Origin of the sequence: Streptomyces sodiiphilus, assembly GCF_039529215.1 — a bacterium.
GTDB lineage: Bacteria > Actinomycetota > Actinomycetes > Streptomycetales > Streptomycetaceae > Streptomyces > Streptomyces sodiiphilus.
The window spans coordinates 159,870-183,572 of record NZ_BAAAMJ010000008.1 but is presented as its reverse complement, the minus strand read 5'-3'; the positions used below and the strand labels follow the sequence as shown (position 1 = coordinate 183,572).

At 71.3% G+C, this 23,703-nt stretch carries 23 protein-coding genes; 11 read left to right on the top strand and 12 right to left on the bottom strand.

What is annotated here, in order from left to right; genetic code table 11:
- Positions 1-16 precede the first annotated feature (16 nt).
- The 5 genes from ABD299_RS04110 to ABD299_RS04090 form a co-directional block, all read right to left on the bottom strand.
- On the bottom strand, positions 17-961 hold the full coding sequence (locus ABD299_RS04110; protein ID WP_344258901.1) for a 3-carboxyethylcatechol 2,3-dioxygenase: 945 nt from the start codon (positions 959-961) through the stop codon (positions 17-19).
- Positions 958-2,664: a bifunctional 3-(3-hydroxy-phenyl)propionate/3-hydroxycinnamic acid hydroxylase MhpA gene (mhpA, locus tag ABD299_RS04105; RefSeq protein ID WP_344258900.1), complete on the bottom strand. Its 1,707-nt coding sequence runs from the start codon at positions 2,662-2,664 to the stop codon at positions 958-960. The genes ABD299_RS04110 and mhpA overlap by 4 nt, the downstream gene beginning before the upstream one ends.
- Before the next feature lie 19 nt (positions 2,665-2,683).
- The gene (locus ABD299_RS04100; protein ID WP_344258899.1) at positions 2,684-3,544 is read right to left on the bottom strand and encodes an alpha/beta fold hydrolase; all 861 of its coding nucleotides are present in this window, start codon (positions 3,542-3,544) and stop codon (positions 2,684-2,686) included.
- 110 nt (positions 3,545-3,654) lie between these two features.
- Complete coding sequence (locus ABD299_RS04095) at positions 3,655-4,335, bottom strand: IclR family transcriptional regulator (protein WP_344258898.1); 681 nt, start codon at positions 4,333-4,335, stop codon at positions 3,655-3,657.
- A 42-nt stretch (positions 4,336-4,377) separates the two neighbouring features.
- Positions 4,378-5,013: a TetR/AcrR family transcriptional regulator gene (locus tag ABD299_RS04090; RefSeq protein WP_344258897.1), complete on the bottom strand. Its 636-nt coding sequence runs from the start codon at positions 5,011-5,013 to the stop codon at positions 4,378-4,380.
- A 111-nt stretch (positions 5,014-5,124) separates the two neighbouring features.
- On the opposite strand from ABD299_RS04090, the gene ABD299_RS04085 reads away from it, so the two are divergent.
- From ABD299_RS04085 to ABD299_RS04075, 3 genes are read left to right on the top strand one after another with little or no spacing between them, the layout of a single operon-like run.
- Positions 5,125-6,657, top strand: coding sequence for an FAD-dependent monooxygenase (locus ABD299_RS04085; protein ID WP_344258896.1), 1,533 nt, complete (start codon positions 5,125-5,127; stop codon positions 6,655-6,657).
- A gap of 29 nt (positions 6,658-6,686) precedes the next feature.
- Positions 6,687-7,652, top strand: a complete 966-nt coding sequence (locus ABD299_RS04080) for a VOC family protein (RefSeq protein ID WP_344258895.1) — start codon at positions 6,687-6,689, stop codon at positions 7,650-7,652.
- Entirely contained in the window at positions 7,649-8,509 is an 861-nt protein-coding gene (locus ABD299_RS04075; RefSeq protein ID WP_344258894.1) for an alpha/beta fold hydrolase, read from the top strand. Before ABD299_RS04080 ends, ABD299_RS04075 begins: the two co-directional genes overlap by 4 nt.
- 79 nt (positions 8,510-8,588) lie before the next feature.
- Here the strand turns inward: ABD299_RS04075 and ABD299_RS04070 are convergent, their stop codons facing one another.
- Positions 8,589-9,317, bottom strand: coding sequence for an IclR family transcriptional regulator (locus tag ABD299_RS04070; protein ID WP_344259028.1), 729 nt, complete (start codon positions 9,315-9,317; stop codon positions 8,589-8,591).
- A gap of 115 nt (positions 9,318-9,432) precedes the next feature.
- On the opposite strand from ABD299_RS04070, the gene ABD299_RS04065 reads away from it, so the two are divergent.
- The 5 genes from ABD299_RS04065 (at position 9,433) to ABD299_RS04045 (ending at position 14,813) form a co-directional block, all read left to right on the top strand.
- The gene (locus ABD299_RS04065) at positions 9,433-10,305 is read left to right on the top strand and encodes a 2-keto-4-pentenoate hydratase (RefSeq protein WP_344258893.1); all 873 of its coding nucleotides are present in this window, start codon (positions 9,433-9,435) and stop codon (positions 10,303-10,305) included.
- Positions 10,306-10,328: 23 nt separating this feature from the next.
- A complete protein-coding gene (locus tag ABD299_RS04060) occupies positions 10,329-11,267 on the top strand; it encodes an acetaldehyde dehydrogenase (acetylating) (RefSeq protein ID WP_344259026.1) in 939 nt (312 codons plus the stop codon).
- On the top strand, positions 11,264-12,298 hold the full coding sequence (dmpG, locus tag ABD299_RS04055; RefSeq protein WP_344258891.1) for a 4-hydroxy-2-oxovalerate aldolase: 1,035 nt from the start codon (positions 11,264-11,266) through the stop codon (positions 12,296-12,298). Before ABD299_RS04060 ends, dmpG begins: the two co-directional genes overlap by 4 nt.
- Positions 12,299-12,368: 70 nt before the next feature.
- Entirely contained in the window at positions 12,369-13,196 is an 828-nt protein-coding gene (locus ABD299_RS04050) for a DNA-formamidopyrimidine glycosylase family protein (protein WP_344258889.1), read from the top strand.
- 87 nt (positions 13,197-13,283) lie between these two features.
- On the top strand, positions 13,284-14,813 hold the full coding sequence (locus ABD299_RS04045; RefSeq protein WP_344258888.1) for a helix-turn-helix domain-containing protein: 1,530 nt from the start codon (positions 13,284-13,286) through the stop codon (positions 14,811-14,813).
- Positions 14,814-15,321: 508 nt separating this feature from the next.
- On the opposite strand, the gene ABD299_RS04040 is transcribed toward ABD299_RS04045, so the two are convergent.
- From ABD299_RS04040 to ABD299_RS04030, 3 genes are all read right to left on the bottom strand, one after another.
- Positions 15,322-15,546 carry a hypothetical protein gene (locus ABD299_RS04040; protein ID WP_344258887.1) on the bottom strand — a complete coding sequence of 75 codons (225 nt, stop codon included), beginning with the start codon at positions 15,544-15,546 and terminating at the stop codon, positions 15,322-15,324.
- A gap of 67 nt (positions 15,547-15,613) precedes the next feature.
- Positions 15,614-16,141 (bottom strand): flavoprotein, encoded by a 528-nt coding sequence (locus ABD299_RS04035; RefSeq protein WP_344258886.1) that lies wholly within the window; start codon positions 16,139-16,141, stop codon positions 15,614-15,616.
- Positions 16,138-16,446: a hypothetical protein gene (locus ABD299_RS04030; protein ID WP_344258885.1), complete on the bottom strand. Its 309-nt coding sequence runs from the start codon at positions 16,444-16,446 to the stop codon at positions 16,138-16,140. Before ABD299_RS04030 ends, ABD299_RS04035 begins: the two co-directional genes overlap by 4 nt.
- Before the next feature lie 648 nt (positions 16,447-17,094).
- Between ABD299_RS04030 and amcB the strand changes: the two genes are divergently transcribed.
- From amcB to ABD299_RS04015, 3 genes are all read left to right on the top strand, one after another.
- Positions 17,095-18,303, top strand: a complete 1,209-nt coding sequence (amcB, locus tag ABD299_RS04025) for a cyclophane-forming radical SAM peptide maturase AmcB (protein ID WP_344258884.1) — start codon at positions 17,095-17,097, stop codon at positions 18,301-18,303.
- Complete coding sequence (gene amcA / locus ABD299_RS04020) at positions 18,300-18,473, top strand: multiple cyclophane-containing RiPP AmcA (RefSeq protein WP_344258882.1); 174 nt, start codon at positions 18,300-18,302, stop codon at positions 18,471-18,473. The genes amcB and amcA overlap by 4 nt, the downstream gene beginning before the upstream one ends.
- A 70-nt stretch (positions 18,474-18,543) precedes the next feature.
- Entirely contained in the window at positions 18,544-19,533 is a 990-nt protein-coding gene (locus tag ABD299_RS04015) for a pentapeptide repeat-containing protein (RefSeq protein WP_344258881.1), read from the top strand.
- Positions 19,534-19,731: 198 nt separating this feature from the next.
- Here ABD299_RS04015 and ABD299_RS04010 read toward each other — a convergent pair whose 3' ends face one another.
- The 3 genes from ABD299_RS04010 to ABD299_RS04000 all read right to left on the bottom strand — a co-directional run bounded on the left by ABD299_RS04010 (position 19,732) and on the right by ABD299_RS04000 (position 23,687).
- Complete coding sequence (locus ABD299_RS04010) at positions 19,732-20,004, bottom strand: hypothetical protein (RefSeq protein WP_344258879.1); 273 nt, start codon at positions 20,002-20,004, stop codon at positions 19,732-19,734.
- A 153-nt stretch (positions 20,005-20,157) separates the two neighbouring features.
- Positions 20,158-22,770 carry an NACHT domain-containing protein gene (locus ABD299_RS04005; protein WP_344258878.1) on the bottom strand — a complete coding sequence of 871 codons (2,613 nt, stop codon included), beginning with the start codon at positions 22,768-22,770 and terminating at the stop codon, positions 20,158-20,160.
- A gap of 14 nt (positions 22,771-22,784) precedes the next feature.
- Positions 22,785-23,687 carry a DMT family transporter gene (locus tag ABD299_RS04000; RefSeq protein ID WP_344258877.1) on the bottom strand — a complete coding sequence of 301 codons (903 nt, stop codon included), beginning with the start codon at positions 23,685-23,687 and terminating at the stop codon, positions 22,785-22,787.
- Between the last annotated feature and the right edge of the window lie 16 nt (positions 23,688-23,703).

Here is a 23,703-nt window from a genome sequence, read left to right as displayed (position 1 = left end):
GGGGCAGCCGGTCCGGTCAGGGCGCGGTGCGTGCTGTCATGACCCCGAAGCCGGCGATGTACTCCCGGATCGGCCGGTAGAACTCGTATGTCACGTTGTAGGGGCCGGCGGCACCGAGCGCCGCGAAGGCGGCGACCCAGGTGCGGACCTCGTGGGAGGAGTTGCCGGCTTCCTCGGCCATCCGCTCGGGTGTCATCGCGTCGATCGGGGAGAGGTCTCCCGAGGCAAGGGTGGTCATCAGGGCCCGGTCCCACTCGGGGTTGAGGTCCTTGATGCTGGCGGTGCCCGCGGCGAAGGCTCTCCCCGTGTCGATGACCCGCCGCTGCCGGGCCTCGCGTGCCGCGGCCGTGGGGTGCCTGCCGTCGAGCAGCATGGCGCGAACGGTGTCGTCGGCCGTGGCCCACTGCGGTACCGGGGGGTCGTGGGAGAGACCTCCCGATCCGATGACGAGCACGCGCTCGTTCCGGAGCGTGGTGAGGAAGCCGCCGATGGCCTCGCCGAGGCGGCGGACCCGGCGCATCGTCACGAAGGGCCTGGCCACGCCGTTGACGAAGACCGGGATGGTCGGCACGGCGGTGAGCGTTCCGAAGAGGACCTCCAGTGGCTGGACCGCTCCGTGGTCGATCTGCATCCGTCGGGAGACGGCCACGTCGATGTCACGTTCGGCGACCCACTGGGCCAGTTCCTCGGCGCGCTCGGCCGGAACGTCCAGTGGCCCCTCGGCAGTGCCGTAGTCACCGACCCCTTCTGCCCGGTAGCCGATGCAGAACGGCGGCATCAGGTCGTAGAAGAAGCCGTTGTAGTGGTCGGGCGCGAAGGAGACGACCAGTGTGGGGTCGTACTCCTGGACGAAGGCACGCGCGGCGCCGAAGGCGTCCTGGACGGCATCGGCCACCTCGGCGGGCGGATCGGCGTACTTCAGCAGGGGACTGTGGGACATGGTGACAAGGGCGAGGCTCATGCCGGGGTTCCTTCCTTGACGAGCGACCCCGCCGCGACGACGGCCGCGAGGGTCCGGGAGGCCTGCTGGGCGAGGGAGGCGGCGGCGACGAAGCGGTCCGGGCGCAGGACGACCAGGCCGCAGGCGCGGACGTCGAACCAGTCCTTGAGTGCCCCGGTTCTGTCGCCGACGACAATGACCGGTGCCGGGGAGCCGGCGTACCGCTTCTCGGCCCAGGTGCGCTGGGTCTCGGGCGTGAAGGAGACCAGTGCGATCCGGTGACGGCGGATGAGCGCGAGGTCGGCGGGGGAGAGGAAGGCCGTCGGGTCGGTGCCCCAGGTCGCCAGTGTCCACCAGTCGCCGATGGCCTCGTCGAGAAGAATGCCGGTGGCGCCGGATGTGTTGACCCGCGGCTGGATGAACTGAAGTCCGACCGGCGAGAGTGCGCCGGCGGAGTCGGTGAACGGCGCCAGCCGGCCGCGCTTGAGACCGGCTTCCGCCCTGCCCGGGGTGAGGGTGACCTGGTCGACGACGACGCCGGTGGCATAGCGGGGCATGGGCTTGAACCGCAGCTCGGTGAAGTACGACTTCCACTTCGGAACGATGTTGAGCGCGGAGGCGGCCACGTCGCGGAGCCTGCCGCCGAGGCGGCCCATCTTCATGACGCTGCCGGCGGCCATGTTCACGTCGATCATGTCGGAGGCGTGCTTGCGGCGTTCCTCGCCGTAGGTGTCCAGGAGGGTGTCGTCGGCGTCGCCGCCGAGAACGGCTGTGAGCTTCCAGGCGAGGTTCGTCGCGTCGCGGATGCCGGAGTTCCAGCCCTGACCGAGCCAGACCGGCATCAGGTGGGCGGCGTCACCGGCGATGAAGACGCGGCCCTTGCGGAACTCGGCGGCCACGCGGCCGTGGTGGGTGAAGGTGCGCTGGTTGATGACCGTCAGCGCCGCCGGGTCGGGGACGTGGCGTTCGAGCAGGGAGTGCAGGAAGGCGGGGCTGTCCACCGATTCGGTGGGCTCGTCGTCGCGAAGCATGAACTCCCAGCGCCGGATGCCCTGCGGGAGACCGATGGACACGTACGGCCTGCGGGGGTCGGCGCCGAGGTAGACCGAGGGGGTGCCGATCGGGTCGTTCTCGACGTCGATGACCACCCATCGGGCCGGGGGCGACTTGCCCTCGAACCGCGTTCCCATCCACTTACGGGTGAAGGAGCTGCCGCCTTCGCAGCCCACGGCGTACCTGGCGGTGAGGGTGACCTCCCCGGTGCCGCGGTCGTCGGCGTCGAGCCGCTCGGCGGTGACGGCGACGTGGTCGCCGCGGTCCTCCAGCCCCACAACCCGGTGGCCGAAGCGCAGTCCGGTGCCGGGAAACCGGGCGAGGCCGGCGGCGAGCTCCCTGTCCACCAGCGGTTGGATGAAGCCGTGCTTGCGCGGGTGGCCGAACTCCCGGGTCTTCGGGTCGTTGGTGGCCAGTACCCGGCCCGCGCCGTTGACCAGCCGGACCACGTGATGCGGGACCGTGTACGGCCGGATCCGTTCCCACAGGCCGGCCGTGCACAGGGTGCGGACGGATTCGTCGTCGAGCCCTACGCCGCGGGGGTAGTCGATCAGTTCGTGGCGGGCCTCGAGAACGGTGGCCCGGTGGCCGCGCACGCCGATCAGGTTGGCGAGGGTGAGGCCGACGGGCCCGGCTCCGATGACGATGACGTCGGTGTCCACAGTGGTCATGGGCTGCGTCCGCTCCGGCTCAGTTGTGCGTCAGGAAGTCGACTACGAGGCGGTTGAACTCCGCGGCGTGCTCGATCATCGCCCAGTGGCCGCAGCGGTTGAGGAGCACCAGCCGTGAGTCGGGGATGTTGGCCAGGAGCCACAGGCTGATCTCGTAGTGGAGGACCCGGTCGTCCTTGCCGTGGATCAGCAGGGTCGGCGCCTGGATGCCGGGGATCTTGTCGCGGTCGACCTTCACCGGGATCGGGGCGCCGTGTGCGAGGCCTTCGACGTAGTTCCTGAGGTGGTCGGGTCGTGCGAGCGCCGCCCGGGAGCGGGCCCGGGTCAGCTCCGGGGTCGCGAAGCGCTCCTTGTCGTAGGTCATGATCTCGACGAGTGCCTTCATGTTCTCCGGGCTCGCGTCCTTGTAGGCCCTGACGAGAACCTTCAGTCCTTCGCTCGGCCCGTCGCCGGCGCCGAAGAGGGTGGCCGGTCCGCGGCCGAGCGAGGCCCCCATCGTCACCAGGTGGGTGAGGCGCCGGGGATGCAGGGTCGCGAAGCGGATGGCGGTATGGGCTCCCATCGAGTTGCCGACGAGGGCTGCTTCCGGCAGGTCCAGGGCGTCGAGGAATTCGACCAGCGTCCCGGAGTGGTCCATGTCCCGTGTCGCCTGGGGGTCGGAGTCGCCCCACCCCGGCATGTCGGGGGCGAGGACGCGGAACCCGGCGTCGGAGATCTCGCCGATGTTGCCCGAGAAGTTCGACCACCCGGTCGCGCCGGGGCCGGAGCCGTGCAGCAGGACGACTGGCACGGCACCGCTCTCCCCCGCCTCGTAGTACCGCATGCGCAGGCCCGAGGGGAGGGCGATGGTGCGCGCTGCGGATTCCTTCGTGACTGACATGATCCGCTCCTTGTGCAATATATGCACGGCTCTCGTCGATATTTGCACGTGGTGGACATGGAACGCGTGCAGCGGGGGCAATGTCAAGAGGGGGCCGCGCGCCGCGGTTCTCAGGCGAGGTCGCCGCGCAGCCGTGCGGCCGCGGCCATGAGCGGCGGCGCGGCCCGCCCGGCGACCTCGGCACGTGAGGTGATCAGGTTGAGACAGGCGGCCGGGAGGCCCTCGGCCGTGATGGGCACCGCCACTCCGTGTGCGCCGGGCTCGACTTCGCCGAACGTCGCGGCGAAGCCGCGCTCGCGAGCCTCGGTGACGGCCGTGGCCTCGCCGGGGGAGGGGGACTGCGCCGCGAGCAGGGCGACCCCGGCCGAGCCGCGTCCCAGCGGGTGCCGGCTGCCCGTCTTGAAGCTGAGCCGGTACGACGCTCCCGGCGGCTCGACCACGGAAAGGGCGACTGCCTGGCTGCCCTCGATCACCAGGAGTGAGACCGTGGCGCCGAGATCGGCCGCGAGTTCGTGCATGACCGGTTCCGCGGTCGCGCGCAGGGTCGCGTGGATGCCCGTGGCGAGTGCGGCGAGTCCGGTGCCGGTGCGGTAGCGGCCGTCGCTGCCGCGTGTCACGAGATGGAAGTCCGCGAGGGTCGAGAGCAGTCGTGAGGCGATCGACCGGTGGACGTCCAGTTCCCCGGCGACCTCCTGGATGGTCAGGCCGTCGCTCGCCGTGCTGACGATCTGCAGGGCGCGCAGACCGCGGGCGAGTGTCTGGGTTCCTGTCGCGCGAGGGGAGTCCGCCATACGCGGAAGCCTAGAGCCGGTGCTCGTGCCGGCCGGTCCCGGTCAGGCGTCGAGTGTCTTCCGGCCGAGGGCCGACAGTGCGACGGCGAGCTGCTCCATGAGGTACCCGTGCGTGACGGCGGGGTTCGCCTGGAGAGCCAGAAAGGCGCCGTCGAAGCCCGCGAGCGCGAAGTCGACGGTGTCGTCGGGCGCCCGGGCGGCCCGCTCGGGGGCGATGGTGCTGAAGGCGTGGCTGAGCAGTGCGTGGAGGTTGGAGCGTGCGTGCGTGCGCACCCGTTCGACGATCTCGGTCGTCTCCCGGGCGCTGCTGCTCAGCAGGAGCAGGACGAACAGCCGCAGGAACTCGGGATGCCCGGTGAACGCGGCGCCCGCTTCGTCGAGGGCGCGGCGCAGGTACGTCTCCGGTGTGTCGCCCGGCTCCGGTTCCGGCGTGCTGACGCTCGCGAAGAAGCGGTCGGCCCCGCGTTCCATGACCGCGGCGAGGACGCCCAGCTTGGAGTTGAAGTGCCAGTAGATCGAGCTGTTGGGCAGCCCTGACTCCCGGGCGATGTCGGCGATGCTCGTCCCGTCGAAGCCGCGCAGCGACATCATGTGTGCGGCGGCGTCGAGGATCTCGTCGCGCGATCGCTCGCCCTGGAGTCGGCGCTTGTTCTGGCGCCCGGCAGCTGTTGTCGGCATTCCCGGATTCTACTGGATCGATCGCTCCAGACTCTTGACACCCCCATTTCGGGCACCTCTAATGGTCCCCAATATTCTGTCTGGAACATTCGATACAGAACCGGGGCATGCATGCGTCCTCACGATTACGACACCGACGTCGCGATCATCGGTTACGGGCCCACGGGTGTCGCAGCCGCCAACGCACTCGGCTCGCTCGGCGTCAGCGCCACGGCGTTCGAGCGCGAACGCGACATCTACAACCGTGCCCGCGCCGTCACGGTCAACGACTGGACGATGCGCCTCTTCCAGCAGATCGGACTCGACGAACGCGTCAAGGCCGACATGGATCCCACGGTCGCCCTGCGCTGGATCACCTACGACGGCACCGAGCTGATGCGCCTGCCGTTCCCGCCCGGCCGGCTCGGCCACGCGACCTCGTACGCGATCTACCAGCCCGCCATGGAGCAGACCCTCCGCGACGGGGCCGAGCGGTTCGGCGACAGCATCAAGGTCACGTACGGCGTCGAGGTGACCGATGCGGCCCAGGACGCCGACGGCGTCACGCTCACCACGCGCGACCTCGCCACCGGTGAGTCCTCCACGACGCGGGCCCGGTACGTCCTCGCCTGCCACGGCGGCGAACCCGCCACCCGCGAGCGCCTGGGTGTCAACCTCCTCGGCGACACCCTGGACGTCCGCTGGGTCGTCATCGACGGCAAGGTCAAGCGCTGGTGGCCCGACCGCCACATCCTCACCTTCTGGTCCGACCGGGAGCGCCCCGTCGTCGACATCGCGCTCGGCCGGGACAACCACCGCTGGGAGATCCCGCTCAAGCCCGGGGAGACCGACGCGGACTTCGCCACCCATGAGGACGTCTGGCCACTGCTGGAGTCGGTCGGGGTCTCGCGCGACGACGTCGAGATCCACGGCCACGCCTTCTACAGCCACCACATCCGTTCCGCGGAGTCGTGGCGCCTCGGCGAGCGCGTCTTCCTGCTCGGCGACGCCGCGCACCTGATGCCGCCCTGGGCCGGGTCGGGCATGCAGTCGGGCATCCGCGACGCCTTCAACATCGCGTGGAAGCTCGCCGGCGTGCTCGGCGGCTCGCTCCCGGCCACGATCCTCGACAGCTACGAGGCGGAACGCCGCCCCAATGTCGACTTCTACACCGAGGTCTCCGTCCAGCTGGGCCGCATCATCAAGCAGGAACTCACCGACGAGGAGAAGGCCGCGCTGGCCGCCCAGTCGGACGAACTGCCGCCGCTGCTGTGGCCTCCCTTCTACGTCGCCGGCTGGTTCACGGGTGACGCGGCACCCGGCAACGCGGTCGGCAAGATGATTCCGCAGCCGCGCGCCGCCTCCGTCAACGGCCTCATCGGCCGCCTCGACGACCTGCTCGGCGACGGGTTCGTCGTGCTCGGCGACAACATCGACCCGGCGGCCGTGCTGTCGGCCGAGGAGAAGGCCGGCTGGCAGGCCCTCGGTGCGCGCTTCCTCGCCGTCCGCGCCGCCGACAAGGGCACCGAGACCCCCGACGAGATCGTCGACATCGACGGAACCCTCCTCGACTGGCTGCGCGAGCACGGCGCCCGCGTGATCGCCGTGCGCCCCGACCGCTTCGTGGCCGCGGCCGATCCCACCGGTCTCTCCGTTCCCGCCTGACCACCACCCGCCACCCGAAGGAAACAGACGTGACCGCAACGATCAAGGAACTCTCCTACGTCGGCATCGAGGCCGACGACCTGGACGCGTGGAGCGGCTTCGCCGGACAGCTCCTCGGCCTCATGCCGGCCCGTCACGAGGAGGACATACGCACCTTCCGGCTCGACGACCGCGTCCACCGCACGATCATCGTGCGCGGCCCCCGCAACGACCTGGCCTTCGCCGGCTTCGACTGCGGCTCCGACGCGGACCTCGACGAGGTCGTCGCGCTGCTGCGCGATGCGGGGCACGACGTCACCGACTCCGATGCCGGACTCGCGGCCGAGCGCGGAGTGGCCCGCATCCATGTCACCGCGGACCCCGAGGGGAACCGCGTCGAGCTGATCAACGGCCTGAAGAAGGCCGACGAGCCCTACGCCAACGAGGTCAACAAGTACGGCTTCCAGACCCGCCAGGGCGGCGCCGGCCACATGTTCCTGCTCTGCACGCCGGGTGGCGGCCGCGAGCGGATGCTCGACTTCTACGGCCACCTCGGCTTCAAGCTGTCGGACTACATCAAGGACGAGGTGGCGCCCGGCCTCTTCGTCGATGCCGCCTTCACCCACTGCAACGGCCGCCATCACACCCTGGCCTTCGCGGAGATGCCGGCGCCGTTCAAGCTCCACCACTTCCTGATCGAGAACAACAACATGTCCGATGTGGGCTGGGCCTACGACCGCGTCGTGGAGTCGCGGGTCCCGCTGCTTCACACGATGGGCATGCACCCCAACGACAGGATGTTCTCCTTCTACGCGCACTCCCCGTCGGGCATCGCGGTCGAATACGGCTGGGGCGGGCTGATCATCGAGGACGACGACACCTGGGAGATCGCTGAGTACGACTCCATCAGCGCGTGGGGCCACAAGAACCCGATGGAGCTCGGCACGGCCCTGGTCGAGCTGGCCGGACGCGGCCAGGAGATGCAGGAAGCGGCGGCGGAGAAGGCCGCCCGGTGACCGGGGGCTCTGCCGGCAACCGGGACATCCGCACCCAGGACGTCCGGGCAGGCGGGCACCGGCTGCGGGTGCACACCTGCGGCGACCCGTCCAAGCCCGCGATCCTCTTCGTCCACGGCTCGGGGCCGGGGGTCAGCGCGGCCTCCAACTGGGAGCACCTGATGCCCGTGTTCGCCGAGGACTACTACTGCGTCGCACCCGACGTCCTGGGGTTCGGCGACTCCGAGCATCCGGACCCCGCCCCGGCCGGCGGCATGCCGGAGTACACCACCGTGCGTGCCCGGTCACTCGTCGGTCTGCTCGACGCTTTGGGCATCACGAAGGCGCACTTCGTCGGCAACTCGATGGGCGGGATGATCACGCTCCGCGTCGCCCGGACGGACCCCTCCCGAATCGACAGGATGGTCCTGATGGGCAGCGGCGGAGCACCGATCCCGCCGGGCCCGGACCTGATGAAGCTGATCACCTTCTACCAGGACCCGTCGCCCGAGGCGATGGCCGACCTCCTCCTGCGCTTCGTCGACGACCCCGGCCTCTTCGCCGGCAAGCTGGAGGAGATCGCACGGAACCGGGTCGCGCTGGCCACCCGCGACGACGTGCGCCGCTCGCACCTGGGGACGTTCGTTCCCGAGTACGGGGCGGCCACGTTCACCGAGGACGAACTGGCCGCCATCCCCCATCAGGCCCTCGTCCTGCACGGCCGTGAGGACCGCATGCTTCCGGTGGCGGCCGGCTACTACCTGGCCGAGAATCTGCCGAACGCCCGGCTCCACGTGCTCCCGCACACCGGCCACTGGATGCAGATCGAGCGGGCGGCCGAATTCACCGCACAGACGAAGCTGTTCCTTGCCGAATGAGCCTCCGGCAGATCGAGGGCCCCGGATCGCTCCGGGGCCCTCGGCACAGGTGTCCGGAACAGACCGGTGCGGTCGTTCGTCAGCCGTGCCGCCGCAGGGTCCGGGAGAGGCCGAGTGCGGCGGTGCGCACGGCCGGAGCGAGCCGGGCGGGGCGGAACCTGGCCCGTGGGACGGCGACGGAGAGCGCGGCGACCGCCGTGCCGCCGCCGTCGAAGACGGGGGCGGCGATGCAGCACACCCCCAGGGCGGCCTCCTGCTCCTCGTAGGCCAGGCCGGAGGCCTGGACCTGCTCGACGGCGGTGCGCAGCCTGTCCGGGTCGGTGATCGAGTACGGCGTGAGGCCGGTCAGCGGCGGCTCGGCGAACGCGAGCTCGGTGAGCTCGGGGCCGGAGAACGCCAGCAGGGCCTTGCCTACGCCCGTACAGTGCAGCGGCAGTCTGCCGCCCACCCGGGAGGGCAGCGGCAGCGGGTCGTGGCCGTGGATCCGCTCCACGTAGACCACGTCCCGGCCCTCCACGACGCCGAGGTGCACGGTCTCGTGGGTGGCCTCGTACAGGTCCTGCACGAAAGGGAGCGCCGTCTCGCGCAGCCCGTGGCGCCGGGGCACCAGGGTGCCGAGCTCGAAGAGCCTGCCGCCGAGCCGGTAGCCGACGCCCTCGCGCTCCAGAAAACCCAGGCGGACCAGGTCCGCGGACAACCGGTGCGCGGTGGTCTTGCTGAAGCCGGTGCGCTCAGCCAGTTCCGCCAGGCGGTACGTACCCCCGTCCGGGCGGAAACAGTCGAGGATAGCTGCGGCTTTGTCCAGCATATTGCCCTGGTCAGCGTTCCGTGTCACGGAACAAGAATTGCTCATGCCTGCCCGTCGCGTCTATACCGGACCGCATCACACCCGCACCCGTTCCCGGCCTTCCCCTGGAGTTGCCATGCCGACGACACCCCCGCCCGCCGCACCCCCGCCCCCGGCGGTGACCGAGGCCGCCGATGCCCTGGCCGCCGCGTCCCGCAGCGGGGTGCCCTGCCCGCCGGTACGGTCCCTGCTCGCCAAGGGCGGCATCGCGGACGCCTATGCCGTGCAGCGCCTCAACCTCGAACGCGCGCTCGCAGCGGGCGGGCGCCGGGTGGTGGGTCGCAAGATCGGGCTGACCTCCCCGGCGGTGCAGCGGCAGCTGGGCGTCGACCAGCCGGACTTCGGCGCCTTGCTCTCCGACATGGCGATTCCCGACGGCGCCACCGTGCCCGCCGGGCGGCTTCTCCAGCCCAAGGTGGAGGCCGAGGTGGCCCTCGTGCTGGGCAGAGACCTGCCGCACGAGCAGTGCACGGTGGCGGATGTGCTCCGCGCCGTCGACTTCGCGCTCCCCGCACTGGAGATCGTGGACAGCCGCATCGCCGGCTGGGACATCACCATCGTCGACACCGTCGCCGACAACGCCTCCTCGGGCCTGTTCGTCCTCGGCGCCTCCCCCGTGGCGCTGACCGCGGTGGATGTGCGCGCCGTGCGGATGACCATGACCCGCGACGGGCGGACGGTCTCCTCGGGCACCGGCGCGGACTGTCTCGGCGGCCCTCTCAACGCGGCCGTCTGGCTCGCGTCCACGCTCGCCTCCGTGGGCGATCCGCTGCGCGCCGGCGACATCGTCCTCACCGGAGCCCTCGGCCCCATGGCGGCCGCCGGCCCCGGCGACACCTTCGAGGCCCGCGTCTCCGGCCTCGGGTCGGTACGCGTCGCGTTCGCCCCGGAAACACCGCAGGACACCGCGGGTACCCCGGATGCCCCGGAAGAAGGAGAGAACCAGTGAGCAGCACGAGCGCCGGGGGCCGGATGAAGGTCGCGGTCATCGGGTCGGGCAACATCGGCACCGATCTGATGATCAAGGTTCTGCGCACCTCCGAGGTCCTCCGGATGGGTGCCGTGGTCGGCATCGACCCGGACTCCGACGGGCTGGCCAGGGCCGCCCGGCTGAAGGTCCCCACCACCCACGAGGGCGTCGACGGTCTGGTGAGGATGGACGAGTTCGCCGAGATCGGCATCGTCTTCGACGCCACATCGGCCGGCGCCCACCGCTACAACGACCGGGTGCTGCGCGCGCTCGGCCGCACGGTGGTGGACCTCACCCCGGCCGCCCTCGGCCCCTACGTGGTGCCGTCCGTCAACCTGGACGAACACCTGGACGCCGGCAACGTCAACATGGTCACTTGCGGCGGCCAGGCCACCATCCCAATCGTCGCCGCGGTCGCCGCCGTGACGCCCGTCCACTACGGAGAGATCGTCGCCTCCATCTCCTCGCGCTCCGCCGGACCCGGCACCCGGGCCAATATCGACGAGTTCACCGAGACGACCGCCTCGGCCATCGAGAAGGTCGGCGGCGCCGCCCGCGGCAAGGCCATCATCGTGCTCAACCCCGCCGAACCCCCGCTGATCATGCGGGACACCGTCTACTGCCTGACCGGGGACTGCGACGAAGCCGCGGTCACCGCCTCGGTGGAGGAGATGGCCGCCCGGGTCCAGGCCTACGTCCCCGGCTACCGGCTCAAGCAGAAGGTCCAGTTCGACCGTGTCGCCCACGACGACCCGCTGCGCTCACTGCTGCCCCCCACCGCCTCCGGCCCCGCGACCCGGGTGTCCGTGTTCCTCGAGGTCGAGGGCGCCGCCCACTACCTGCCCGCCTACGCGGGCAACCTCGACATCATGACCTCCGCCGCCCTGCGCACCGCCGAACGCATGGCCACGCACCCCATCCAGGAGGTGGCTCCCCGATGAGCACACACCAGCCGACGGCCCTGTACGTCCAGGACGTCACCCTGCGGGACGGCATGCACGCCGTACGCCACCGCTACTCCGTCGAACAGGCCCGCACCATCGCCGCCGCCCTCGACGCCGCCGGGGCCGGCGCCATCGAGATCGCCCACGGCGACGGCCTGTCCGGCTCCAGCATCACCTACGGGGTCGGCGCCCACACCGACTGGGAATGGATCGAGGCTGTCGCCGACGCAGCCCGCAACGCCGTGCCCACCACGCTGCTGCTGCCCGGCATCGGGACCCTGAAGGACCTCGGACAGGCCCACTCCCTGGGGATCCGCTCGGTGCGGATCGCCACCCACTGCACCGAGGCCGACATCTCCGCCCAGCACATCTCCGCCGCGCGCGAGCTGGGCATGGACGTCGCCGGGTTCCTGATGATGTCCCACATGGCCGAACCCGCCGAACTCGCCCGACAGGCCAAACTGATGGAGTCCTACGGCGCCAACTGCGTCTATGTCACCGACTCCGGTGGCCGCCTCACCATGGACGGCGTACGCGAACGCTTCCGCGCCTACCGTGACATCCTCGACCCGGACACGGAAACCGGCATCCACGCCCACCACAACCTCGCCCTCGGCGTCGCCAACACCGTCGTCGCCGTCGAGAACGGCGCCACCCGCGTCGACGCCTCCCTCGCCGGCCAGGGCGCCGGGGCGGGCAACTGTCCGCTCGAAGCGTTCGTCGCCGTGGCCGATCTCATGGGCTGGGAACACGGCTGCGATCTCTTTCCCCTCATGGACGCCGCCGACGACCTCGTCCGCCCCCTGCAGGACCGCGAGGTCCGGGTCGACCGCGAAACCCTCACCCTCGGCTACGCCGGCGTCTACTCCAGCTTCCTGCGCCACGCCGAGACCGCCGCCGCCCGCTACGGCCTCGACACCCGCTCCATCCTCGTAGAGGTGGGCCGCAGGAAGATGGTCGGCGGCCAGGAAGACATGATCACCGACATCGCCCTCGACCTCACCACCGGAGCCGGTCACCGCGACTGATCCGCCGCGAAGCCGGTGGTGCCGCTGCCGGGGCAGGGGCACCGGCGGCCGGGCGGCGCATGATGGAGGTATGCCCGAAGGAGACACCGTCTGGCAGGCCGCCCGCAGGCTCGACACCGCCCTCGCCGGACGGCGGCTCGTCCGCTCCGACCTGCGCGTGCCCAAGCTCGCCACCGTCGATCTCACTGGCCGTGACGTCCTGGACGTCACGCCGCGCGGCAAGCATCTGCTGACCCGGATCGAGGGCGGGCTGACCCTGCATTCCCACCTGCGCATGGACGGCGCCTGGAAGGTGTTCGCCCCCGGCGAGCGCTGGCGCGGGGGCCCGGCCCACCAGATCCGGGCCATCCTCGCCAACGAGCACCGCAGTGCCGTCGGCTACCGCCTGCCCGTGCTCGGCCTGCTGCGCACCTCCGACGAGCAGCGGGTCGTCGGCCACCTCGGCCCCGACCTGCTCGGCCCCGACTGGGACCGGGACGAGGCGCTGCGGCGGCTGCTGGACGACCCCGCCCGGCCGGTCGGCCGGGCCCTGCTGGACCAGCGGAACCTGGCCGGCATCGGCAATGTCTACATGGCCGAACTGTGCTTCCTGGCCCGGATCACCCCCTGGCTGCCGGTGGGGGAGGCCCCGGACCTGCCCGGGCTCGTCGCCACGGCCGAACGGCTGCTGGACGCCAACCGCGAGCGGCCCGCCCGCACCACCACCGTCCGTGAAGGACTGCGGATGCGGACCCGCAGCGTCGAGCGCCTGTACGTGTACGGGCGGGCCGGACGCCCCTGCCTGGTGTGCGGAACACCGGTGCGGGTCGTGTCTGAGGCATCCGGGGACCCGGGGCGCGAACGCCCCGCCTACTGGTGTCCCGGCTGCCAGTCGGGTCCGGCCCCGGGGCGGGCCTGACACGGGCTCCGGGACCGAGGCCGGTGCCGCTGTCGCACCCGCGTACTAACCTCGTGGGCTCCTGCCGGGTCGTGAGGGAGTCTGACCGTGGAGTCCGCAGAAGCACAATGGCACGCCGGCCGGCTGGACGAGCTGCTGCACTGGCTGCGGCGGCAGGGCGCGCGTGATGCCGCGCCGGACCTGGCTGGGCTGCTGGACTGGCTGCACCGGCGGACCGGCGCGGCCGTCGGCCTGCTCAGCGGTACAGGCGAGACCGAGATGGCGACACCCGGTCTCCCGGCCGATCTGCCGGAGGCGGTGCGCCCGATGCTCGCCCGGCTGGCCGAGGGGCGGATGACCTCCGCCGTCACCCAGTCGGGGTCCGCGCAGATCCGTCTGGAGGCACTCGGCACCCGGCCGCCGCGTCCGGTCCTCGTCGCGGTGAGCGAGCGGGCCCTGACGCGGGAGGAGGCATCCGTCATCTCCCACGCCGGGCACCTCCTCCCGGTGCTGCGGCGGGCCCGGGAGGCCGACGAGGGCTTCCGGGCCTTCGAGCGCACCGCACACCAGCTGCGCCTGGCGGTGTTCGTCGCCCTGATGACCGGCGAGCCCGCCCTGGCACGCCGGATGACCAGCGGTGCCGTCCCGCGAGTGCTGGACTCCGGCCGCGTCCGGCTGCACCTGCTGCACTGTCCCCCGCACGAGCGCGACGGCATCGCCCGCGCCCACCAGGATCCCTCCGGCTACCACGGCAACGGCCTCCTGCTCCGCTGCCCCGTCTACGACGAGCACCTGATCTGCCTGATCCGCGACGAGCGGCCGCTACCCGGGACAGGGGAGCCCGGACTGGCCGAGCGGCTGCGCCGACTGGTGCGCGACACCCCCGGCTACGCGCTCGGCGTCAGCCTGCCGCACCCTCTGCGGGCGACGGCCGAGGCATACGACCAGGCCCGGCACGCCCTGGCCGTGGCCCGCAACAGCCCCGGCCGGGTCGTCGCCTACGAGGGCCAGGCGTCGCTGGCGGGTGTTCTGCCGAGGCAGGTGGGCGCCCGCTGGGCCCGCGGCTTCCTCCGGCCGCTGCGCGCCACCTCCACCCGCACGGTCGAGGTCACCCACCTCGCGCTCCAGTTCCACCGGGGCGGAGTCGCGCAGATGCTGGGCATCAGCCGGAACACGGTGACGGCCCACGTCCGGCGCGCCGAGGAGGCCCTCGGCCTCGACCTGCGGGACGTCCGCCCCCGCGCCGCGCTCGCGCTGGCCCTGAACATCCCGGACGACGAACCGGCCGGGCCCGCGGAGCCCGGGCTGACGCTGGCGGACGTGCTGCACACCGACGACGCCCCCGCCGAGTGGGCGCACACCTTCCTCGAACCATTGCGCCGCGACGGCTCGGGGCGCGACCTGCGCGGCACCCTGCGGGCCTGGATCGAGACCAACGCGGACGCACAGGAGACCGCCCGCCGGCTCGGCAGGAGCCGCGCCACCGTCAGGGAACACCTGCGCGTGGCGGAAACCCTGCTCAACCGGGACCTGATGGCCTCCGGCTCCGGCATCCACGACGTCGTCCACGCCCTTCACCTCACCGGAGACATCCCGCAGTTGCTGCCCCATACGGGCGCCGGACAGCCGGCCGGCTGAGCGGACGGACCGCCCGCGCGGCAGCCGGAGCCGCCCCGGGGCGGTTCCGGCCGTGCCCGGGGCACACCGGAGAATGTGAGGGGATGGACATGCCGCACCCCCCCACGGTGCGGCACGTCTCCCTTCCCCCGTCCCGGGGTCCCCCGTCACGGCCGTTCCCCGGTCTTCCCCCTCGCGAAGGGTTTCCCCCTCGCGAAGTGGACTGTAGGAGACGTGGGGCAGTGGACCAATGTCCACGGTGCACAACCGAAGAACCCCGAGTGCGCACGGTGCACAACTGGAGGGGGCCGGTGCGTGCTGCCAGGACGCGGTCACCCACCGGCCGTCCGGCGGTACAGAGCCCGGAGCCCACCCGAGACGTGGGTGAGTGCCGCGTGAACGAGACCTCAGACCACGCAGCCAAGGGCTTCGGCTGCCGCTCGCGGCTCCATGATGTTGGACCATGCCTGTTCCGCCGGAAGAAGCTCCCTCTGGGGGAGTGCGTATTCCGGGCACCAGCCCCTCCGCCTCACAGCCCGGAACGTTCTTCAGGATGATGGTGGTGAGGTTCGTCGGAGCCGGTGATGCGCACGGCGACGTACGTCTCATGACCGTCGTCCGCGCGGACTTGCACTCCCACAGTGAAGGTGTCGAAGTCGACGGCGTGCTCACGGCCGTCCCGCAGAGTGGCCCGCGTCAGACCGAGCAGGGTGGCGCGTAGTCGCCGGGCGAATGGCCCGTCTCGCGGCTTCAACCAGCGGCCCTGCCACCGCCCGGACACCCCGCCGCAGCAGTAGGGCCCATGCCGTCGGGACGTCGGATCAGGGCAATGCTGCGAGGGCTCGGCACCATGGGAAGGCCGCAGCGTCGCCGGTGCGCGGCGGGTGGGGCTCGTAGCCGTCCGGGCCGCCGAGAAGGACGCGGACGCCCTGTTCGCGCAAAATGGCCACTGCCCGGGGAACGGCCGGCTGGGCACCCAGGGCGGTGCTCCAGAATGGTATGGCGACCACCGGCACCCCCAGGTGGACACCCTCCGCCGGCAAGCCGAGGGAAAGGGTGTCGGTGATTCCGGCCGCCCAACGACAGGCGCTGGTGGTGGTCAGCGGCGCGACGAGCATCGCGTCCGCCGAGGGAAGACCACCGGACTCCCCCGGCCGGGTGTAGCGCCACCGCACTGGATGCCCCGTCAAATCCTCCAGCTCCCCCATCCGCCCCTCCCACCACCCCGCCGCCGTGGGCGACAGGATCAGGCACACATCCCACCCCGCCTCCCGTGCGGCCCGCACCCCACGATCCACGTACTCGGCCGGACCGGCGGCGGTGGCAATGAGATAGAGCACCCGGGTCATGACCGCAGTCCACAACGCCCCGCCAGAGCGGTCAAGTCCGCACTCGGCGAGGGCGCCAGTTCCATGAGTTCACCGACCAGTTGGGTCACCGCCGGCCGGCGCACCTCCTCCGGGGCCAGCCGATCGGCGTCCAGCAGGGCACGCTCGGCCAGAGCCCGTTCGCGGGTCAGTGCGCGGGCGCGGGCCACGGTGATCAGGTGGCGAGCCCGGCGTTCGCGGCCTAGGACACCGACAGCGGCCGGCTCCAGGCGTTGGGCGACCTCGATGGCGGTGCAGGCGTCGTCCAGACGGAGCAGAGTGTCCACCCGGTGCAGTGTCACATTTGTGGCACCGAAGCCGGTGAAGTCGGCGTCCGGGCCGGACTGCCTCTCGGCGACCTCGGATGCGGCAGCGAGCCGGTCCTCCGTCGCGCCGACCGCCCGGTCGGTGACTGGAACATGGGAGTTGACCAATGAATGGGCTTTTGAGTCGGGCGGGCTACTGGTGGTGGGGAGTCCGTGGCCGATGGCGGTTGTCCGCCCGGCTTTCGTGCCCCACGAGTGGTCCGCCCCGGCAGGGTACCGCCGGGACACGGAGCACCGTGTCCCCGGGGCCCGAAGGGGAACTGGCGCTGGGGTACCGGTCCTTCGGGCCCGATGACGCGGAAGGCGTCATGCGGGCGGCACGTGAACGGGCCCACCGCCTCGGTCGCGCGGATCTCGTGACGAGTGTGCCGGGACACCGGAGCGAGTGCGACGCACCCGGCCCCGCCGGCAGGCCGGATGGGACGCCGGGCTCTCCGGAGCGAGAGGTGTTGCCCTGTTCGTCGCCCGGGGTTGCCGTCACCGGGAACACCTCGCAGCGCAAGGCAAAAATGGCCTCGGTGACGCGAGCCGAATCTCCCGCCAAATCTCACGACATTCACCGAGGCGCCCCACTCGCCCCATCAGGACCCGGCGGGGCCTCTGTCACGGATGTTGGAGACTCCCACCCCTCGGCGGACCCGGCGAGCGAGGGGACCGGTGCCGGTCATGAGTGAGGAGATGCTGCTCGCGTCCTACCGGCGCCGTATCGCGTCGGTGCCGCACACCGTGGTCCTCCAGCCGACGAGCTTCTGCAACCTGGACTGCGCCTACTGCTACCTCCCCGATCGTGACCGGCGGAACACCATGCCGCCGGACATGGCGGAAGCCGTCGCCCGTTCGGTCGGCGAGATCACCGAGGCCGGCCCGAACCGGCGCGTGGATGTGGTCTGGCACGCCGGCGAGCCGCTGGCCCTCGGCCGGCGCCGGTTCGCTGAACTGCTGGAGCCCTTCGAGTCACTGCGGCAAGCAGGGCGGGTCCATCACTACGTGCAGACCAACGCCACGTTGATCGACGATGCCTGGTGCGAGTTCCTGACCCGTCACGGCTTCCGCATCGGAGTGAGCATCGACGGCCCCGCCGCACTGAACGCACAGCGGGTGGATCGGGTCGGGCGACCCACGTTCACCAGGACGCTGCGCGGCATCACCCGCCTGCGAGAGGCCGGGATCGGTTTCTCGGTCATTGCCGTTGTCACCGCCGACAGCATCACCCGCCCAGAAACCTTGCTGGACTTCCTCGTCCGACTTGGCTGTCACACCGCAGGACTCAACATCGAGGAAGCCGAGGGCGTCAATACCATCCGCCGGCAACCCGGCCGTGGCCCGGCCACGGAGTTCTGGCGACGCACGCTCGCTTGGAGCCACCGCAACCCGGACGTGACCATTCGGGAGTTGGCCCGTCTCGGCGACCACCTCGGCCTGGTTCGCACCGGACGCGGCACGGAGTGGGGGCAGCGGCTGATCGACCCCATCCCCACCATCGCGCACAACGGCGATGTGGTCCTGCTCTCTCCGGAATTCGCCGGGATCACCGCTCCCCGCTACGGCGACTTCCGCGCCGGCAACATCCGCGAGCAGTCCCTCGCCGAGATCCTGACCCGGGCCCACCGGCTCCCCTATGTGCGGGAGTTCCTGACCGGCCTCGACCGATGCCAGGCCGCGTGCGGTTTCTTCGACTTCTGCCGGGGCGCCCAAGCCGGCAACCGGTACTTCGAGAACGGCCGGTTGGACACCACCGAGACCAACCACTGCCGCACCTCGCGACAAGCCCTCATCACCGCACTGTCCGATACCGTCCGAGAGGAACACGCAGCGTGACTCTGCTGGAACTACTGGCCCTCGCTGACACTCCGACCATCTCTCACCTCACCGGTCATGGCCGACCGGACCCCACCGTGAACATGTTCAACAACCAGCCCACCTGGGACAACGCCGGCGGGAACACCTTTGACAACCGTCCCGCCTGGGACAACTGGAACAAGAAGTGACCGATCGCGTCGGCCCCGCCGCCCACGGGCCCTGCGGGGCCGACGCCAACCTCACCGGAGCGCACACCCCATGACGGAGCAGACATCGGGCCGAGTCACGGCCACCCTCCCGGACCTGAACGAGCCCGGGCTCTACCTCACCAACGTCACGTCCCTGGAAAGCGGACGCGGCGTCGTCCAGGACTTCCGCTACTCCGGCGCCGACCTCCGCGACTTGGACATCACCGACGCCCGCCTTATCACCGGGCTCGTCACCGGACTGACCGCCAAGCGCGTCCACCTGCACGAGACACGGGTCGACTCCGTGGAGTTCACCGGCTGTGACCTCGGCACCGCCGAGATCACAGCCGGCAGGTTCAGCCGCGTCCTCTTCCGCGACTGCAAGCTCATGGGCGCCACCCTGAGCGGGCTAACCTTCGAGAATGTCGTCTTCGACACCTGTCGGCTCGACTATGCGACCCTCACCGGGATCCGCGCCACCGGACCGGTCGTCTTCCTGCGCTGCGTGCTCACCGAAGCCGTCCTGGAGCGCTGCGACCTCTCACACGCGGCCTTCGACCGCTGCACCCTACGCCTGACCGACTTCGGTCCTGGCCGCTACCACCGCACAGACCTCAGCGGCAGCGACCTCTCCACCGTCCGCGGCGTCACCAACCTGCGCGAGGTTCTCATCAACCGCCACCAGCCGAGCCCCCCACTGAACTGTTTCCCCACGACGGGTCCACAGATGGAGAGCCCCACCCCTCCACCACCGCCCACTGGCTCGGCCACTGGCCCGGCAACGTCCTCGAACGCCTCATCTGACCGGCTCACCGTTCACATGCCGCGCCCCCCCCGCAAGCCGGAGCAGCTGCAGGAGTGTCCGCTGCTCTGCCCTGTCACTTGCCCGGTTCAGCGCCTCGGGCTCCGTAACGTTGTGCCGGGCGCGGGTCGATACACCCTCCCCCCTCGAGCGTGGCGTAGCAGTCGGCCCCAGGGCCGTCCTCCCGCCCCCCTGCTGCGACCAGCCACGGCAGGTCCGCATCTGTCCAGACAGCTACCCGCCGGCGTCGCACCTTGACCTTGAACAACACCTGGTCATCGATGGAGCGGATCCGCTGGTGCTTGGCGTCGGGACCGGAGAACTGCCCCGCTGTCTTGACCAGAATCGGTGATCGATTTCGTCCAGCGGCACAGTGGTCGACGGGAGCGGAAGACCGAGAGCTTCCCGCAGACAGCGCAGGGTGGGGCGTGCTGGGCGCATCGGAGTCCGATCTCGTTACTCGTCGACCCCGCCGACCGCATCGATCTCCTGGGCGGTCAGGCCGGTCAGCAACATCACGTCCGACTTCGGTGACCCGTCGAGGACCTGAAGTGCTTCGACCATCCCGGCCCTCAGATCCTCACGCCTTTGCTCCAGGTAGACCTGCACGGCCTCGGTAACCAGGTCGTTCTTTGTCAGGCCCAGAAACCGTGCACCCTGGCTGATGAGCTGATCCGTCTCCGGATCCACTTTTAGCGGGGACTGGCGAGCCGCCTTCGACACTGCCATGGGTTCTACCTCCAACTACATATGGCAAGTACTTCATGTGCACCAGGGGCTGGCTGTGGTGCGTCTCGCCGGACGGTATGCGGCGAGCCTGCTGCAGCCCCGCTCGAGCGCGCGACCGTATCGCCCGCGACCACCAGGATCCGGCTGGCGGCTCTAGCTGTCCTCCAGGCCCGGGAGTTCCGGGCGCTGACGAGGAAGAGGAAGGGGGCCGTGTGAAGGCCGCCCGGCCGGCTGCTTCGCGCGCTGCCGCCGTGGGTGGGTGGACATCTTGAGGTGAGGGAAGGCGGCCCGCCACTCCTCACCGGTCACGGTGGTTTCGTCCTCGGGGAGCCAGAGGTGGGTGAGGCGCTCCGGGGGCAGGTGGTCGATGAGTTCCTGCGCGTGGAAGGTGCCGAGGAGCTGGATGCGGGCCCTGCCTCCCATGGCGCGCAGGGCCTTGAGGTGGCCGGTGTGGTGCGCGCAGAAGTACAGGTCGGTCTCGTCGAGGTGGCGCACGATCTCCTCGGCGTACTGGGCGGTGTCGAAGCGGTGCCAGGACCAGGCGAGCTGGCTGCGCACCTTCAGCGCCGGGTGGTGCCGGAAGCGGGCGAGGACGGGGAGTGCGGCATCGGTGCCGATGCGGGTGGCGGTGACGACCACGTTGTCCGCCTCGTCCTCCCTCAGCCCTTCGGGGCCGGGGAGGAGCTTGAGCACCATGGGGCCGCCCACCTCGGCGAGCATGGTGCTCCACAGCCGGCTGCGCGGGGGCACGAGAAGAGCGGCGAGGTCCAGCACCTGCTGCCGGATGCCCGGCGCGATCTCCGTGGCGTGTTCGAGACAGGTGGCGGCCAGGAGTACCTGGCGGAGGCGCTCCGGCTGGACGAGCGAGCGGGGGGACAGCTCACGCAGTGAGGTGATCTCGTCCGGCCCCATCCCCTCCACCAGGCCGCCCAGTATCCGGGCGCGCTCGGCGGGGCGGCCCAGCGCGACGGCCATGCGGATGACGTCCTCCCACTGGTCCTTGCCCGCGTTGTTCAGCAGCAGCGGGAAGTCGCCCTCCTCCACGGCGGCCTTCGCCCCCAGGTAGTCCTGGAACGTGCGGTGGACGAAGTCCACGCGGCCCTCGGCCGGTTCGCGCAGCAGGCCGGAGCGCACCAGCAGGTGCGCGAGAACCTGCTCGGGCGTCGCCGGGACATGGGCCATGTACTCCAGGGCGCGTTCCAGTTGCCGCAGCGCGTCGGAACGCTCCATCTCCGCCGCGTCGTTGCGGATCAGCCAGTGGGCCAGCTTCTGCAGCAGCTGGATCTGGGTCTCCTTGGACAGCCGCAGATCCTCGGTGGCCGGGACGCCGCGTTCCACGTCGCGTCGTTCCAGCAGCATGCCCAGCGCCGCCTCGTACAGGTCCTTGCGGCCGCTGGGCAGGAACCCGTGCCGCTCGCGGTGCAGTGCGCACAACAGCCCGCACATCAGGGGGTTCACGGCCAGCCGACCGAGGTCGGTGTCGGTGCGGATGGCCGAGCGCAGGGCCTCGCCGAGCTCCGGCCCGGCCCCGGCCGCCTCGTGCCAGCGGCGCACGAACAGCGAGATGTCGTGGTGCGACATGGGGGCCAGGGCCAGCTCGGTGAAGCCCTCACCGGCCAGCCAGTCCTCGCGGACGGCCGAGGGGCGCGCGGTGACCAGCCACAGATTGTCCGGGAAGTCGGCCATGAGCTCGCGCATCCAGCGGCGGGCCTGTTCGCGCCGGTCCGCCGGGATCTCGTCGATGCCGTCGACGAGCAGGAACGCGCGGCCGGCGTGCATGACCCGGTCCGCCCATCCGGTGGGCTGCGACCCGGCCACCGCGCTGCGCACCGCGTGCAGGAACTCGTCCGGCGTCGGCAGCCGGTCGTCACGGAAGACCCGGCGCAGCGGCAGGACGAACGGCACCCGGCCGATGAGGTGGGCCAGGTGCGGGTCGTAGTCGCGGCGGGCCGTGGTGACCGCCAGCCACTGCACGAGCGTGGTCTTCCCGGAGCCGGCCCCGCCCCGCAGCAGCACCTTGTCTCTGCCTGCCAGCGCCCGTTCGGCCGGCACCGGAACGCTGTCGTCCTCGCCGGTGGCCTCCAGCGCGATGTAGGCGGAGTCCAGCCGCCACTCGCGGGCGTGCTGGAGGTCCAGCCCGTAGATGGTGAGTTCGCCGTGCTTGCGGACGATGTGCTCGGCGTAGCGCTGCTCGAAGCGGGCGTCCTCGGCGGACTGGGAGGGGATGCGCTCGCACAGCAGGTCGGTGACGGCCACGAGGCCGTTGATGGCCCGGGTCTGCTCGGTCAGGGTCCGGGGGACGAACGTGGAGCGCTGGGTGAAGAAGTGCAGGATGTGCAGGCAGGCGGTGTGCAGGAGCGCGTCGTAGCGCGCCTCGGCGTCCGCCGACAGGCCGGTGGGCGGGGAGGGCAGGCGGGCGGCCAGCTTCTCGGGGCCGAGTGCCACGGCCTGCGCGTCGTCCATGTCGAGATCGCCGAGGCCGTGCAGGGCCCGGGCGAGGGCGTCGGCCAGTTCCCGGCGGGTCTGCGCCGACGGTGCCTCGTGCGGCCCGTCCGCCTCGGCGGCCCGGTCGACCAGCTCGGCGGCCAGGGCGCGCAGCTGCTTCTCGCCCAGGGTGCGCCGCTCGCCGGTGAAGGAGAGCCGGCCGGACATCCGGACGGGTCTGTCCACCAGCCCGGCGCCGGGCCCCTCCACCACGAACAGCTTCTTGACCAGCGAGGCCACGGCACCCGAGGCGAGGCGTACGGCGGCGGCGGACGGCTCCATGGGGTGATGGTAGGTCAGCCGCCCGTGGCGCCGGGGCGCTTCTGGCGGGTGCGGACGGCGGTGGCCGCGCAGGCGATCACGGCCGCGCCGCCGAGGACCATGGACCAGGTGACCGGCTCGCCCAGGAGCAGCCCGGCCCAGCAGACACCCATCACCGGCTGGACGAGCTGCACCTGGCTGACGTGCGCCATCGGGCCGATCGCCAGGCCGCGGTACCAGGCGAAGAAGCCGAGGTACATGCTCACCACGGACAGGTAGCCGAACGCGGCCCACTCGGCGGGTGTGCCGCTGGGCGGCCGTTGTGCCACCGCCAGCGCGGTGAGCACGGTCATCACGGGCGCGGCGAGCACGAGCGCCCAGGACACGGTCTGCCAGGCGCCCAGTTCGCGGGCCAGCAGCCCGCCCTCCGCGTAGCCGACAGCCGCCGCGACGACGGCGCCGAACAGCAGCAGATCCGCCGGGTGCAGGCCTCCCGCCCCGCCGCCCCCCGCCGCGGCGAAGGCGACGGCGGCGACCGCGCCGAGCGCCGCGGCGGCCCAGAACGGCACGGCGGGCCGCTCGTGCCCGCGCAGCACCGCCGCCACCGCGGGGGCGGCGGGCAGGACGGCGATGACGACGGCCCCGTGGCCGGCCGGGGCGGTGGTGAGGGCGTAGGCGGTCAGCACGGGGAAGCCCAGGACCACGCCGCCGGCGACCACGGCCAGCCGTCCCCACTGGCCGCCCCGCGGCAGACGCTGCCCGGTGAGGGCCAGGGCCGTGGCGGCGAGCAGCGCGGCGACGACCGCCCGGCCGGAGCCGACGAACAGCGGGGACATGCCGCCGCTCTCGACGGCGGCGCGAGTGAAGGGGATGGTGAAGGAGAACGCCAGGACCCCCAGCAGGCCGAAGCCGAGACCGGCCCGGGAGGGCGGTATCACTGGTGGGCGCTGGAGA

Coding starts and splice junctions, on each gene's coding strand:
- ABD299_RS04110 (WP_344258901.1), bottom strand. CDS start 961: ATGAGCCTCGCCCTTGTCACCATGTCCCACAGTCCCCTGCTGAAGTAC.
- mhpA (WP_344258900.1), bottom strand. CDS start 2,664: ATGACCACTGTGGACACCGACGTCATCGTCATCGGAGCCGGGCCCGTC.
- ABD299_RS04100 (WP_344258899.1), bottom strand. CDS start 3,544: ATGTCAGTCACGAAGGAATCCGCAGCGCGCACCATCGCCCTCCCCTCG.
- ABD299_RS04095 (WP_344258898.1), bottom strand. CDS start 4,335: ATGGCGGACTCCCCTCGCGCGACAGGAACCCAGACACTCGCCCGCGGT.
- ABD299_RS04090 (WP_344258897.1), bottom strand. CDS start 5,013: ATGCCGACAACAGCTGCCGGGCGCCAGAACAAGCGCCGACTCCAGGGC.
- ABD299_RS04085 (WP_344258896.1), top strand. CDS start 5,125: ATGCGTCCTCACGATTACGACACCGACGTCGCGATCATCGGTTACGGG.
- ABD299_RS04070 (WP_344259028.1), bottom strand. CDS start 9,317: ATGCTGGACAAAGCCGCAGCTATCCTCGACTGTTTCCGCCCGGACGGG.
- ABD299_RS04065 (WP_344258893.1), top strand. CDS start 9,433: ATGCCGACGACACCCCCGCCCGCCGCACCCCCGCCCCCGGCGGTGACC.
- ABD299_RS04060 (WP_344259026.1), top strand. CDS start 10,329: ATGAAGGTCGCGGTCATCGGGTCGGGCAACATCGGCACCGATCTGATG.
- dmpG (WP_344258891.1), top strand. CDS start 11,264: ATGAGCACACACCAGCCGACGGCCCTGTACGTCCAGGACGTCACCCTG.
- ABD299_RS04050 (WP_344258889.1), top strand. CDS start 12,369: ATGCCCGAAGGAGACACCGTCTGGCAGGCCGCCCGCAGGCTCGACACC.
- ABD299_RS04035 (WP_344258886.1), bottom strand. CDS start 16,141: ATGACCCGGGTGCTCTATCTCATTGCCACCGCCGCCGGTCCGGCCGAG.
- amcB (WP_344258884.1), top strand. CDS start 17,095: ATGTTGGAGACTCCCACCCCTCGGCGGACCCGGCGAGCGAGGGGACCG.
- ABD299_RS04015 (WP_344258881.1), top strand. CDS start 18,544: ATGACGGAGCAGACATCGGGCCGAGTCACGGCCACCCTCCCGGACCTG.
- ABD299_RS04010 (WP_344258879.1), bottom strand. CDS start 20,004: ATGGCAGTGTCGAAGGCGGCTCGCCAGTCCCCGCTAAAAGTGGATCCG.
- ABD299_RS04005 (WP_344258878.1), bottom strand. CDS start 22,770: ATGGAGCCGTCCGCCGCCGCCGTACGCCTCGCCTCGGGTGCCGTGGCC.